This window comes from Brevundimonas sp. RM1 (assembly GCF_052907225.1).
Genome location: NZ_JBRERY010000005.1, coordinates 160,668 through 173,792 on the forward strand (window position 1 = coordinate 160,668; position 13,125 = coordinate 173,792).

At 66.2% G+C, this 13,125-nt stretch carries 11 protein-coding genes; 1 reads left to right on the plus strand and 10 read right to left on the minus strand.

What is annotated here, in order from left to right:
- Window positions 1–40 precede the first annotated feature (40 nt).
- Together ACU5AP_RS07455 and ACU5AP_RS07460 are read right to left on the minus strand one after the other, a co-directional pair.
- Window positions 41–460, minus strand: a complete 420-nt coding sequence (locus ACU5AP_RS07455) for an isochorismatase family protein (RefSeq protein ID WP_446681007.1) — start codon at window positions 458–460, stop codon at window positions 41–43.
- A gap of 377 nt (window positions 461–837) precedes the next feature.
- Window positions 838–1,707, minus strand: a complete 870-nt coding sequence (locus tag ACU5AP_RS07460; protein WP_003164672.1) for a pirin family protein — start codon at window positions 1,705–1,707, stop codon at window positions 838–840.
- A 127-nt stretch (window positions 1,708–1,834) separates the two neighbouring features.
- Here ACU5AP_RS07460 and ACU5AP_RS07465 point away from each other — a divergent pair, with 127 nt between their 5' ends.
- Window positions 1,835–2,743, plus strand: coding sequence for a LysR substrate-binding domain-containing protein (locus ACU5AP_RS07465; RefSeq protein ID WP_446681008.1), 909 nt, complete (start codon window positions 1,835–1,837; stop codon window positions 2,741–2,743).
- A gap of 11 nt (window positions 2,744–2,754) precedes the next feature.
- On the opposite strand, the gene metH is transcribed toward ACU5AP_RS07465, so the two are convergent.
- From metH to ACU5AP_RS07505, 8 genes are all read right to left on the minus strand, one after another.
- A complete protein-coding gene (gene metH / locus ACU5AP_RS07470; RefSeq protein WP_446681009.1) occupies window positions 2,755–5,421 on the minus strand; it encodes a methionine synthase in 2,667 nt (888 codons plus the stop codon).
- Entirely contained in the window at window positions 5,421–6,497 is a 1,077-nt protein-coding gene (locus ACU5AP_RS07475) for a homocysteine S-methyltransferase family protein (protein ID WP_446681010.1), read from the minus strand. Before ACU5AP_RS07475 ends, metH begins: the two co-directional genes overlap by 1 nt.
- Complete coding sequence (gene metF / locus ACU5AP_RS07480; protein WP_046653532.1) at window positions 6,498–7,445, minus strand: methylenetetrahydrofolate reductase [NAD(P)H]; 948 nt, start codon at window positions 7,443–7,445, stop codon at window positions 6,498–6,500. It lies immediately after the preceding gene.
- Window positions 7,445–8,407 (minus strand): ArsR/SmtB family transcription factor, encoded by a 963-nt coding sequence (locus tag ACU5AP_RS07485; RefSeq protein ID WP_076223200.1) that lies wholly within the window; start codon window positions 8,405–8,407, stop codon window positions 7,445–7,447. Before ACU5AP_RS07485 ends, metF begins: the two co-directional genes overlap by 1 nt.
- Before the next feature lie 136 nt (window positions 8,408–8,543).
- On the minus strand, window positions 8,544–9,473 hold the full coding sequence (locus tag ACU5AP_RS07490) for a 2-hydroxyacid dehydrogenase (protein WP_128719945.1): 930 nt from the start codon (window positions 9,471–9,473) through the stop codon (window positions 8,544–8,546).
- A gap of 224 nt (window positions 9,474–9,697) precedes the next feature.
- Entirely contained in the window at window positions 9,698–11,365 is a 1,668-nt protein-coding gene (gene ettA / locus ACU5AP_RS07495; protein ID WP_076223197.1) for an energy-dependent translational throttle protein EttA, read from the minus strand.
- A gap of 113 nt (window positions 11,366–11,478) precedes the next feature.
- Window positions 11,479–12,408: an alpha/beta hydrolase gene (locus ACU5AP_RS07500; protein WP_446681011.1), complete on the minus strand. Its 930-nt coding sequence runs from the start codon at window positions 12,406–12,408 to the stop codon at window positions 11,479–11,481.
- Between the two features lie 68 nt (window positions 12,409–12,476).
- Window positions 12,477–13,088 carry a TIGR02466 family protein gene (locus ACU5AP_RS07505; RefSeq protein ID WP_112999285.1) on the minus strand — a complete coding sequence of 204 codons (612 nt, stop codon included), beginning with the start codon at window positions 13,086–13,088 and terminating at the stop codon, window positions 12,477–12,479.
- Window positions 13,089–13,125 lie beyond the last annotated feature (37 nt).

The window sequence follows — 13,125 nt, forward strand, 5'->3', positions numbered from 1 at the left end:
CTTCATCGATGAGGGGCGAGGCGGAACCGGCGCGTCTTCGTCAGTCGCGTTGCGAGTCGAGGGTTTCGTGGTCCGTCGCGACCTGCTGAGCCTTGCCGTAGCTTTCGATCAGCAGTTGGTACGGCGGGAAGATCTGGGTGTAGATCTCGGCCCACTGCTGGGCGTCGTCGCGATGCCAGGTCTTCTGAAGTTCCGAGGCGACAGCGGCCATGTCCATGGGGATGACGCCAGCCTGGACCACGCGGGCCAGGGTGATCTCCTGGGCCATCTTCGAATAGGTGCCCGAAGCGTCGACCACGACGAAGACCTTGTAGCCTTCATAGGCGGCGCTGATGGCGGGGAAGGCCATGCAGACGCTGGTGATGGTGCCGGCGATGATCAGGGTCTTGCGGCCCGTGGCCTTCACGGCGGCGACGAAGTCGGGGTTGTCCCAGGCGTTGATCTCGCCCTTGCGCGCCACATACTGGGCGTGGGGGGGCGTTGGCGTGGATTTCCGGGATCAGCGGGCCGTTCGGGCCCTGGGGCACCGAGGCGGTGGTGATGACCGGCAGCTTGGCCAGGGTCGCCATCGAAGCCAGGGCGGCGGCGTGGCGGCGCAGGGTGGTCATCGGCATGTCGGCCACGGTCTGGAATAGGCCGCTCTGGTGATCGATCAGCAGCATGACGGCGTCGTTCGGGTCGATGACCGGACGCTGGCCGTTGAAGTTTGCGGGCAGGGCGGAAGCGGACATGGGCGTCTTTCCTTTCAGGCAGGGGGCCGCGCTCGGACGAATGTCCGGTCAAGGCGGGGGTTGCGGCCCGGTCCGAAGACCGGGCCTTACGTTTTCGTGAGGGCGTTCAGGCGGCGGGGATGTCGCCGAAGCGGCCGCTGTTGAAGTCCGTGACGGCGGTGCGGATCTCGTCCTCGCTGTTCATCACGAAGGGGCCGTAGCCGACGATGGGCTCGTCGATCGGCTCTCCGGTCAGGATCAGCAGGGTCGTGTCCGCATCGGCGCTCAGAGTGACGCTGTCGCCCTTGCGGTCCAGCAGCAGGGCCTCGGCGGCGCCGGCCGGCTGGTCGCCGTTGACGGTGACGTGACCCGACAGAACCACCACCATGGCCGTGTGGCCTTCGGGCAGATCCAGCGTCGTCTCGGCGTCCCGGTTCAACCGCACGTCCCACACATTGATGGGGGTGAAGGTCGTGGCCGGGCCTTTCGAGTCGTCCATCGCGCCGGCGATGATCCGGGCCGTGCCTGCGTCGTCCGGCAGGGAAACGGTCGGAATGTCGGCGTTCAGGATCGACTGGTAGCCGGGACGGGTCATCTTGTCCTTGGCGGGCAGGTTGACCCACAGCTGAACCATGCGGAACGGGCCGCCGGTGCGCGAGAAGGCCGGGGAGTGGAACTCCTCGTGCAGGATGCCGCCGCCCGCCGTCATCCACTGGACGTCGCCGGGGCCGATGATCCCGCCCTGGCCGGTCGAGTCGCGATGCTCGACCTCGCCGTCATAGACGATGGTCACGGTCTCGAAGCCGCGGTGCGGATGCTGCCCCACGCCGCGCCGCTCGGTCGTCGGCTCGAAGTTGTACGGACCGGCGTAGTCGAGCAGCAGGAAGGGGCTGACCTGTTTGCCTGCGGCGTTGTAGGAAAACAGCGAACGGACGGGGAAACCGTCGCCGACCCAATGGCCGCGGTCGTTGCCGTAACGGCCCAGAACCTTCTTCATGGTCTTGTCTCCATTCGATGGACCGGCCGTCAGAAGAAGAGGCCGATCGCGTTGAAGACCTTATGCCTGCGAAACGATGAGGCGGGCAGATTGCGAAATCGCCTCGCTGCGTTCTATCAATAGAACGATGAGAGACCTCAACGACCTCTATTATTTCGTGCAGGTGGTGGATCACCACGGCTTCGCCCCGGCGGCGCGGGCGCTGGGCATGCAGAAGTCCAAGCTCAGCCGCCGCATCGCCGCGCTGGAAGACCAGTTGGGCACGCGGCTGATCCAGCGCTCATCACGCAAATTCTCGGTCACAGAGATCGGGCTGGCCTATTATCAACACTGTCTCGCCATGCTGATCGAGGCCGAGGCGGCGCAGGCCTTGATCGACGGCGCCCGGTCCGAGCCGTGCGGCACGATCCGCGTCGCCTGCGCGCCGGGCCTGCTGACCTATCAGATGAGCAGTCTGATCGTCCGCTTCATGGCCCTGTATCCCGATCTGGACGTGCAGTTGCACAGCACCAGTCGCCGGGTGGATGTCATCGGCGAGGGCTTCGACCTGGCGATCCGCGTCCGCGAGCCGCCGCTGGAACAAACCGATCTGGTCATGCGCAAGCTGGACGAGAGCGTGCATCGTCTGGTCGCCAGTCCGGACCTGATCGCCCGCATGGGACGGCCGACCGGCCCGGCCGATCTGGCGAACTGGCCCAGCCTCGACTTCGGCCCGGCGCACCGTGACCACGTCTGGGCGCTGCACCACACGGAAGGCATGACGGCCTCTGTGCGCCACACGCCGCGCCTTGTGACCGACGACCTGCATATGCTGCACGAAGGCGCCGTCCACGGACTGGGAGTCGCCCTGTTGCCGACGGTGGCCGTCGCCCGCGATCTGGACGCCGGGAAACTGGTCGATCTGCTGCCGGACTGGCGGCCGAAGAAGTGGATCGTCCACGCCGTCTTCCCGTCGCGACGCGGCCTTCTGCCGTCCGTGCGCATGCTGCTGGACTTCCTCGTCGCAGGCTGCGCCGAACAGCAGGCGCACGGTTAAAGGCCTGCCGCCTAGGCCGCGTCGTTCCGCGCGACAGCGTCGGGGTCGTAGTTCAGGATCGGCGCCAGCCAGCGCTCGGCCGTCTCCACGTCCCAGCCCTTTCGGGCGGCGTAGTCCTCGACCTGATCGCGGTCGATCTTGCCGACGCCGAAATAGTGGCTGCCCGGATGGCCGAAGTAGAGGCCGCTGACCGAGGCGGGGGGCGACATGGCGAAGGATTCCGTCAACTCCATCCCGGCGTTGGCGCCTGCGTCCAGCAGACGGAACAGGGTGGCCTTCTCTGTGTGGTCGGGCTGGGCCGGATAGCCGGGGGCGGGGCGGATGCCCTGATACTTCTCTTCGATCAGATCCTGCACCGAGGTCTGTTCGTCGGGGACGTAGCCCCACAGCTGGGTGCGCACCTCCTTGTGCAGGCGCTCAGCGAAGGCTTCGGCCAGACGGTCGGCCAGGGCCGTGGCCATGATGGCGGAATAGTCGTCGCCCGCCGCCTTGAACTCGGCGGCCTTTTCCAGTTCGCCATGCCCGGCGGTGACGGCGAAGGCGCCCAGATAGTCGGCGCCGTCCTCGGCCACGAAGTCGGACAGGCACAGGTTCGGCTTGCCGTTGGATTTCTTGATCTGCTGGCGCAGGCCGTGGAAGCGGGCGGCTTCGGTCGCCCGGGTTTCGTCGGTCCAGACGATCACGTCGTCGCCGCGCGCATTGGCGGGCCAGAAGCCGATGACGCCCTTGGCGGTGAACCACTTCTCTTCGACGATGCGTTTCAGCATGGCCTGTGCGTCGCGGAACAGGTCGCGGGCGGCCTCGCCGACGATTTCGTCTTCGAGGATCAGCGGATAACGCCCGATCAGCTCCCAGCTGGCGAAGAAGGGCGTCCAGTCGATGTGGTCGGCCAGATCCTGAAGATCCCAGGCCTCATAGGCGCGCACGCCGAGGAAGGAGGGCGCAGGGGCCGGGAGTTGCGCCTCATCGGGTCGCCAGCGGTTGTCGCGCGCCTGTTGCAGCGAGGCGCGGGCCTTCACTTCCTGACCGCGGGCGTATTGCTCGCGGATGCGGATGTATTCGTCGCGGGTGGCCGCCTCGTTCTTGGCCTTGTCGGTCGGGGACAGCAGGCCAGACACCACGCCGACGGCGCGGCTGGCGTCGATGACATAGGTGGTCGAGCCCTTGCGATAGGCCGGTTCGATCTTCACGGCCGTATGGGTGCGGCTGGTCGTGGCGCCCCCGATCAGCAGGGGAATGTCGAAGCCGCGCCGCTCCATCTCGGCGGCGACGAAGGTCATTTCGTCCAGCGACGGCGTGATCAGGCCCGACAGGCCGACGATGTCGACCTTGTGCTCGATGGCGGCGTCCAGGATGCGATCGGCCGGGACCATGACGCCCAGATCGACGACCTCGTAGTTGTTGCACTGAAGCACGACGCCGACGATGTTCTTGCCAATGTCGTGGACGTCGCCCTTGACCGTGGCCATCAGGATCTTGCCTGCGGCCTGACGCTCCTGACCGGCCTTTTCGGCCTCCATGAAGGGTTCTAGGTGGGCCACAGCCTGCTTCATCACCCGCGCCGACTTCACCACCTGCGGCAGGAACATCCGGCCCGAGCCGAACAGGTCGCCGACCACGTTCATGCCGTCCATCAAGGGGCCTTCGATGACGTGCAGCGGGCGCTCGGACGCCTGACGGGCTTCCTCCGTATCCTCGACGATGTAGTCGGTGATGCCGTGGACCAGGGCGTGTTCGATGCGCTTGGCGACCGTGGCGTCGCGCCATTTCAGGTCCACGACCTTGGCCGCGCCCTTCTCACCCTTGTAGCGGGGCGCCATGTCCACCAGCCGCTCGGTGTTGGACACGTTCGTCCGCTGCGGCCGGTTCAGGATCACGTCCTCGACGGCTTCGCGCAGTTCGGCGTCGATGTCGTCATAGACGGGCAGGTCGCCCGCATTGACGATGCCCATGTCCAGACCGGCGTTGATGGCGTGGTACAGGAAGACGCTGTGGATCGCCCGGCGCACCGGCTCATTGCCGCGGAAGCTGAACGAGACGTTTGACACCCCGCCCGAGACGCGGGCGTGGGGCAGGGTCTGTTTGATGACCCGGACCGCCTCGATGAAGTCGACGGCGTAGTTGTCGTGCTCCTCGATCCCTGTCGCCACGGCGAAGATGTTGGGATCGAAGATGATGTCCTCGGGCGGGAAGCCGACCTCGTTCACCAGGATATTATAGGCGCGGGTGCAGATCTCGATCTTGCGCGCGGCGGTGTCGGCCTGACCCACCTCGTCAAAGGCCATGACCACCACGGCGGCGCCGTAGCGCAGGCACTGGATGGCGTGATGGCGGAAGGCGTCCTCGCCCTCCTTCATCGAGATCGAGTTGACGATCGGCTTGCCCTGAACGCATTTCAGGCCCGCCTCGATCACCTCCCATTTGGAGCTGTCGATCATGACCGGCACGCGGGCGATGTCGGGCTCGGCCGCGATCAGGTTCAGGAAGGTCCGCATGGCGACGGGGCCGTCCAGCAGGCCCTCGTCCATGTTGACGTCGATGACCTGGGCGCCCGCCTCGACCTGCTGGCGCGCGACCGACAGGGCGGCGGTGTAGTCGCCGTCGACGATCAGCTTCCTGAACTTGGCCGAACCCGTGACGTTGGTCCGCTCGCCGACGTTGATGAAGACAGGACGCATCACGACACCAGTTCGAAGGGTTCCAAGCCCGACAGACGCAGGGCTGTGGGGCGCTCCGGCACGGCGCGCGGGGTCACGTCCGCGACTTCCTCAGCGACGTGGCGGATGTGGTCGGGGGTGGTGCCGCAGCAGCCGCCGACGATGTTGACCAGACCCGACTGCGCCCATTCCTCGAGGAAGTGGGCCGTCTCGTGCGGCTGTTCGTCATACTGGCCCATAGCGTTGGGCAGGCCCGCGTTGGGATAGGCGCTGACCAGGGTGTCGGCGACGCGGCTCAGTTCAGCGATGTGCGGCCGCATCAGCTCGGCGCCCAGGGCGCAGTTGAAGCCGACGGCGAACGGCTTGGCGTGGCGGATCGAGTTCCAGAAGGCCTCCGCCGTCTGGCCACTGAGGGTGCGGCCCGAGCGGTCGGTGATGGTGCCCGAGATCCACAGGGGCAGGGGCTCCAGCCCTTCGTCCTCCAGATCCTTGATCGCCTTGATCGCGGCCTTGCAGTTCAGGGTGTCGAACACCGTCTCGATCAGGAAGATGTCGACGCCGCCGTGGTGCAGGGCGCGCGCCTGCTGCTTATAGGCCTCATAGACCTCGTCATAGGTGACGGCGCGATAGCCGGGGTCGTTGACGTCGGGGCTCAGCGACAGGGTGCGGTTGGTCGGGCCGATGGCGCCGGCGACGAAGCGGGGCTTGTGCGGCTCCTTTTCCGTCCAGCGGTCGGCGACCTCGCGCGCGATGCGGGCGCCTTCATAGTTCAGGTCATAGACCGCGTCTTCCAGCCCGTAGTCGGCCTGGGCGATGGTGGTCGAGGAGAAGGTGTTCGTCTCCGAAATATCGGCTCCAGCGGCGTAATAGATATCGTGCAGATCGGCCACGATGTCGGGCCGAGTCAGGATCAACAGGTCGTTGTTGCCCTTCTGCGGACGGTTGTGGTCGCGGAAGCGCTCGCCGCGGAAGTCCTCTTCCGTCAGATCGCGGCGCTGGATCATCACGCCCCAGCTGCCGTCCAGCACCAGAATGCGCTCTTTCGCCGCCGCGTGCAGGGCGGCGATCCGTTCGGCGCGGGTCAGGGGGGAAGTCATCTACGCAACAGCCTTGGTTTCACGCACGCCCAGAACCCGACAGATCGCATAGACCAGCTCGGCCCGGTTCAGGGTGTAGAAGTGGAAGTCCGAAAAGCCCTCTTCCTGCAGGCGGGCGCAGGTCTCGGCGGCGATGGAGGCGGCCAGCAGCTTGCGCGTCTCCGGGTCGTCGTCCAGCCCGTCGAAGTGCCCCGCCAGCCAGTCGGGCAGGGCCGCGCCGCACGCCGCCGTCATCCGCTTCAGACCCGCGAAGTTGGACACCGGCATGACGCCGGGGATCAGGGGGATGGTCACGCCCGCCGCCCGCACCCGGTCGCGGAAGCGCAGGAAGGCCTCGATGTCGAAGAAGAACTGGGTCACGGCGCGCGTGGCGCCAGCGTCGACCTTGGCCTTCAACACCTCGATGTCGTGGTCGATCGACGGGCTTTCCGGGTGCTTTTCAGGATAGGCGCCGACCGTGACCTCGAACCCGCCGATGCGGCTGAGGGCGGCGGTCAGTTCGGTGGCGTTGGCGTAGCCGTCGGCGCGCGGCGTATAGGCGCCGCCGATGCCTGCCGCGCCAGGCGGGTCGCCGCGCAGGGCGACGATGTGATCGACGCCGATGGTCTTGTAGCCTTCGATGACCTCATCGACCTCGGCGCGGCTGGCCTCGACGCAGGTCAGGTGGGCGGCGGGCCGCAGGGTCGTCTCGCTGATGATGCGCTGGACGGTGCGGTGGGTCCGCTCGCGCGTCGAGCCGCCCGCGCCATAGGTGACGGAGACGAAGGCCGGGTTCAGCGGCTCCAGCCGCCGAATCGCCTTCCACAGATTGGCCTCTGCCTCGTCAGACTTGGGCGGGAAGAATTCGAAGGAGACGTTGACGGCGCTGCGGTTCGAACCGGCGCGGGCCACCGGGCCCAGCGGCGACAGCAGCAGAGCCCGGGCTTCGGCGAGAGAGGAGGGGGCCATCAGGCGGTCTTTCGGGCAGGGTTCGCGGCGCGTTCGCCGGTCCAGATGTGAACGGTCAGGCCTTCCGTGTCCGGCGGCAGGGCGATGGGCGCCGAGGGCGTCAGGCCCGCCTTGGTCAGCCATTCGCGGATCTCGGCGTCGGCGAAGCCCAGGCGGCGGTGCTGGTGCGCCTCGCGCAGGTGTTCGAACTTGTGAGGGGCGAAGTCGACGATCAGCAGCTTGCCGCCCGGCATGACCAGACGCGCGGCCTCGGCCACGGCGGCGGCGGGATCGGCGAGGTAGTGCAGCACCTGATGGACGATCACCAGATCGGCGCTTTCGTGCGGCAGGCGGGTCGAGAAGATGTCGCCGTGGCGCAGCTCGACCTTGTCCAGCCCGGCCTTGGAGACATTGGCGCGAGCGATGTTCAGCATGTTCTGCGACAGGTCGAGGCCGACCGACATCTTCGCCTGCTTGCCGAACAGAGTCAGCATCCGGCCCGAGCCGGTGCCCAGATCGACCACGCGCTCGAACGGGCCGGATCCGGCCGCGCGTGCGACCGCCGCCTCGACCGCGCTTTCGCAGACATAGAGGCTGCGCATCTGGTCCCACTGGGGCGCGATCTGTTCGAAATAGCGGGCGGCGTCGATGGCGCGCTCCTTGCGCACCTCGTCCAGACGGCGATGGTCGGCCTCGCCCTCGCCGTCGTCCAGCAGGTCCAGAACGGTGTCGATCAGTCGCCGCGACAGGGCGTCGTGCGACAGGCGGTAGAAGACGCGCGCGCCATCGGGGAATCGCTCGATCAGACCCGCGTCCGCCATCAGCTTCAGATGGCGCGAGACGCGCGGCTGGCTCTGGTCCAGAACACGCGACAGCTCCATCACCGACAGCTCTTCCGCGGCCAGCAGGGACAGGACGCGCAGGCGGGTCGGTTCGCCGGCGGCGCGCAGGGCTTCTACAGTCTGGTCAGCGGTCAGTGTCATGTGTCGTATAAAGATATCCTTATACGCTTATGCAAGCAAAATCTGGTCGTACGCGTCTTCTATCCGCGTAATGCAGGCACGGATCGTTCTTTGCTTGTCTGGAATGGGGGGCGAGACGGCCCCGAGGTGCGGAATTTCAGTCTGCGACAGGCGTCTTCAACGGCTCATCGGCAAAGTGGGCCGAGAGATTCTGTAGAAGCAGCATCAGCATCCCCTGCACCGCTTCGGTCGTGGCGCCGCCGGTATGGGGCGTCAAGACGGTGTTGGGCACGCCCGCCCAACGCGCAGCTTCAGTCGGCTCTTGGACGAAGACGTCCAGCGCGGCGCCGCCCAGTCGGCCGTCCTTCAGCGCGGCGATGACGGCGTCCTCATCGACCAATTGCCCGCGCGCGACGTTGACCAGCAGGCCCGACGGGCCAAGCGCCTCGATCACTTCGGCCGAAATCAGCCCCCGATTGTTCTCATCCGCCCGACAGGCGACGACGAGAATGTCGGAACCTTGGGCGAGGTCGATCAAGGTGTCGGTGCGAGGCCAGCTTGCGTCCTTCTCGCGCGGGCCCCACCAGCGGACGTTCATCCGCATGACGTCGGCGCGTCTCGCCACGGCCTCGCCGATATGGCCCAGACCGACGATCCCCAGTCTCTGACCGCTCAAGGAGGTGGTGATGCTGCGTGTGGACAGGCTCCATCCGCCCGCGCGGATGGTGCGGTCGCCCTCGGCGATCTGGCGGCGCGCGGCCAGGATCAGGCCGATGGCGTGGTCGGCCACGTCTTCGTGGTTCACGCCGGGGGCATGGGTGACGGGCAGACCGCGCGCGCGGCACCATTCGACGTCGATGCCGTCATAACCCGCCGTGAAGCAGGCGATCAGCGACAGATTGGGCAGGCGTTCGATCAGGCTCTTGTCCAGTTCGAACTCGCCCGCGACGATCAGAGCGCGGATATCATGGGCGGCCTCGATCGGCGGGCCTTCCCAGAAGCGATAGACGTCGTAGGCGCCTTCCAGGAAGGCGCTCAGCGGGGCCAGATGCCGCTGCATGATCAGGACGGCGGGACGCTGGGTCATGGAGACAGACTATCCCGCTTTCGCTGGAGCGCTAGCCTTCTCATTCACCGCTCATCCCGGCGGACGTCGGGATCCAGTGTTTTGGCGACAGGAGCGACGTTCGACCCTCTGGTGTCTTGGGCTCTTACTGGATCCCGGCGAACGCCGGGATGAGCGGGATAGGGGGGCATAGAAAAACGGCCCCCCGATTGTTCGGAGGGCCGCTTGTCATCTGGTCAGTTCGATCAGCGACCGAACTTCTGGTGCTGGATGCGCTTGGGAATGATGCTGTCGGCGCCCAGGCGGCGCATCTTGTCCTGTTCATAGGCTTCGAAGTTGCCCTCGAACCATTCCACGTGGCCGTCGCCTTCGAAGGCGAGGATGTGGGTGGCCAGACGGTCCAGGAACCAGCGGTCGTGGCTGATGACCACGGCGCAGCCGGCGAACTCTTCCAGAGCCTCTTCGAGGTTCTGCAGGGTTTCGATGTCCAGGTCGTTGGTCGGTTCGTCGAGCAGGATCAGGTTGCCGCCGGTGGCCAGGGTCTTGGCCAGGTGGACGCGGTTACGCTCACCGCCCGACAGTTGGCCGACCTTCTTCTGCTGGTCGCCGCCCTTGAAGTTGAACGAGCCGACATAGGCGCGGGTGTTAATCTCGCGCTTGCCGACCATCATGATGTCGGTGCCGCCCGAGATGGCCTGCCAGATGGTGTCGTCCGGCTTCAGGTCGTCGCGCGACTGATCGACGTAGGCCAGCTTGACCGTTTCGCCGACCTTGATGGTGCCGCCGTCGGGCGTTTCCTGGCCGGTGATCAGCTTGAACATGGTCGACTTGCCGGCGCCGTTCGGGCCGATGACGCCAACGATCCCGTTGGGCGGCAGCTTGAAGGTCAGGTTGTCGAACAGAACCTTGTCGCCATAGGACTTCTTCAGGCCGTCGACTTCCAGCACGACGTTGCCCAGGCGCGGGCCGGGCGGGATCTGGATGACGGCGAAGGATTGGGCCTGACGCGAATTTTCCTGCTCGGCGACCATCTTCTCATAGGCGGCCAGACGGGCCTTAGACTTGGCCTGACGGGCCTTGGCGCCCGAACGGACCCATTCCAGTTCGCGGGTGAGGGCGCGCTGACGGGCTTCGGATTCCGACTGTTCCTGCACGACGCGCTTCTGCTTGGCTTCCAGCCACGAGGAGTAGTTGCCCTCGTGCGGGTGGCCCTTGCCGCGGTCCAGCTCCAGCGTCCACTTCGTGACCTGATCCAGGAAGTAGCGGTCGTGGGTCACCAGGATGACGCAGCCGGGGAAGTTCTCCAGGTGGTGCTGCAGCCAGGCGACGGATTCGGCGTCCAGGTGGTTGGTCGGTTCGTCCATCAGCAGCATGTCGGGTTTCGACAGCAGCAGGCGGGCCAGCGCCACGCGGCGCTTTTCACCACCGGACAGGTTGGTGACTTCCCAGTCGTCGGGCGGGCAGCGCAGGGCGCCCATGGCCTGATCGATGCGGCTGTCGATGTCCCAGACGTCGCCGGCGTCGATCTTCTCCTGGAGGGCGGTCATCTCCTCCATCAGTTCGTCGGTGTAGTTCTCGCCCAGTTCGGCGGCGACTTCGTTGAAGCGGTTGACCCACTGCTTCTCTTCGCACCAGGCCTCGACGTTCTGGCGCACGTTCAGCGCCGGATCGAGGTGGGGCTCCTGCTCCAGATAGCCGCGCTTGACGCCGTCGGCGGCGCGGGCCTCGCCCTGGAACTCGCTGTCCAGGCCGGCCATGATCTTCAGCAGGGTGGATTTACCCGAGCCGTTGACCCCGACAACGCCGATCTTGGCGTCGTTGTAGAAGCTCAGCCAGATGTTTTCGAAGATCTTTTTGCCGCCGGGGAAGGTCTTGGTCAGACCCTGCATCTGGAAGATATATTGCTGCGCCATACGTCGCGTCGCGCCCTTGATTCAGTGCGGATGGGGAAGTTGACGGGGGATGTAGCGATCCCGACGCCTTTGGGCAAATCTTCGGATAGGCGCGCGGCTTTTCGGAGGCGGTCTTAGCGGGCGGGAAGCACGGCCTCTAGAGCGCGCGTGAAGCCGACGGGGGCGACGGTCAGGTGGTCCTCGTCCTCCAGCACCACAGAGCTGACTTTCAGGCCGGGATAGCCGCGCGATTCCAGGTTGCGCTGCAGCGTCTGCATGTCGCCGACCATGTCGGCCTCGCTGTTGCGGCGCGTCGGGCCGGGCTTCTCGTGACCGCCCACATACATGAAGACCTGGGCGTTCAGATCGCGATGGTTGCGGGCGTAGTCGGCCTCGACCCCCATCATGTAGCCCTTGTCGTACCAGAGCGAGGGACTGCCCAGGACGTAGGACTGGAACATCGCCGGGTCGCTGAACAGGATCTGGGCGCCCAGCAAGCCGCCGTAGGAATGTCCCAGCAGGACGCGGTGCGCCGGGTCGGCGCGGAACGTCTTCTCGATGAAGGGCAGAGCCTGGGTCTTCAGATAGGTCTGATAGGCCGCGCCGCCGCCATGCACGGCGGCGCCTGAGCTGCGCGGGCCGTTGGGCGTCGGCGTATAGTCGCGACGACGGCTTTCGGCGCCCTTGTCGCCGTCGGCGTAGGACAGGCCGACTAGGATAAACTCCTGCACGACCGGTCCCTCCAGATTCACGCGGCGGGCGATCTGGCGGATGATGGGGAAGGCGTAGTCCGCGTCGGTGACATAGAGTGTGGGGTAGCGGCGGCCGGGGTTGGCTTCGTAACCGGCGGGCAGGCTGACGAAGACCTGATAGTTCCGCCCGGACACGGGATCGGGCACGCTCCAGACTTGGGTGCCGGTCAGCACATAGGGCGCGCCTTCGGTCGCGACGGCGGGATCAGGGGCAGGGGCCGTTCGCGCATCCGCCTTTTCGCCGCATGCGCCCAGAAGCAGGGCGCCTGTCGTGAACATGGCGATCGCCGCCGCCGCGCTGAAAATCCGCATCCATTCCCTCCAAGCTGTGCCGTTGACGCAAGGTTCGGGGCAAATGCGGCGAGGGAAGGGCGAGGACGTCAGGCGTAGTTGAAACTGATTGAGATGCGTTGTTCTTCGGCGCGATTGGCGGGCACCTCGTGGCGCAGCCAGCTTTCCCACATCAGCACCGTGCCGGGCGCGGGCTTCAGATAGACGAAGGGCTGCTCGGCCTCGCCGGCGGCGGCGGTCAGGCCGGGGCGGGCCATCATCATGACCAGGCGCGGGTCTTCGATCTTCAGCGAAGAGGCGCCGTCGGGCACGTGGATGTAGATGGTGCCGGACAGAACGGCGTGCGGGTGGATGTGGCCGGTGTGGCCGCCGCCGGGCATCAGGACATTGACCCACAGATTGTCGAGCCGCAGCTTCTTGGCCAGGTCGAAATGCAGGCTCTCGGCGAAGCTCGCCGCGTGCTTGTCCAGCAGCTTCTTCAGCTCGGCGAACTCGGGGAACCGCTGCGGCAGGTCGTTGATCGAGCCGTAGGAGGTGTAGCCCGGATAGTGGTTGGCCCGGCACCACTCGATCCCGGCCTCGTCCTCCTCGGCCATGACCAGGCAGAGGTCGAGCAGTTCCTCATGCAGTTCCGCCCAGCCGCGCGAAGAGGCGAGGGAGGCGTCATAGACCTGGGTGGCGAAGAGGGATCGCAAGGACATGGAGGTGCAATAGCCCTTCTCCCCTTGTGGGAGAAGG

Coding starts and splice junctions, on each gene's coding strand:
- ACU5AP_RS07460 (WP_003164672.1), bottom strand. CDS start 1,707: ATGAAGAAGGTTCTGGGCCGTTACGGCAACGACCGCGGCCATTGGGTC.
- ACU5AP_RS07465 (WP_446681008.1), top strand. CDS start 1,835: ATGAGAGACCTCAACGACCTCTATTATTTCGTGCAGGTGGTGGATCAC.
- metH (WP_446681009.1), bottom strand. CDS start 5,421: ATGCGTCCTGTCTTCATCAACGTCGGCGAGCGGACCAACGTCACGGGT.
- ACU5AP_RS07475 (WP_446681010.1), bottom strand. CDS start 6,497: ATGACTTCCCCCCTGACCCGCGCCGAACGGATCGCCGCCCTGCACGCG.
- metF (WP_046653532.1), bottom strand. CDS start 7,445: ATGGCCCCCTCCTCTCTCGCCGAAGCCCGGGCTCTGCTGCTGTCGCCG.
- ACU5AP_RS07485 (WP_076223200.1), bottom strand. CDS start 8,407: ATGACACTGACCGCTGACCAGACTGTAGAAGCCCTGCGCGCCGCCGGC.
- ACU5AP_RS07490 (WP_128719945.1), bottom strand. CDS start 9,473: ATGACCCAGCGTCCCGCCGTCCTGATCATGCAGCGGCATCTGGCCCCG.
- ettA (WP_076223197.1), bottom strand. CDS start 11,365: ATGGCGCAGCAATATATCTTCCAGATGCAGGGTCTGACCAAGACCTTC.
- ACU5AP_RS07500 (WP_446681011.1), bottom strand. CDS start 12,408: ATGCGGATTTTCAGCGCGGCGGCGGCGATCGCCATGTTCACGACAGGC.
- ACU5AP_RS07505 (WP_112999285.1), bottom strand. CDS start 13,088: ATGTCCTTGCGATCCCTCTTCGCCACCCAGGTCTATGACGCCTCCCTC.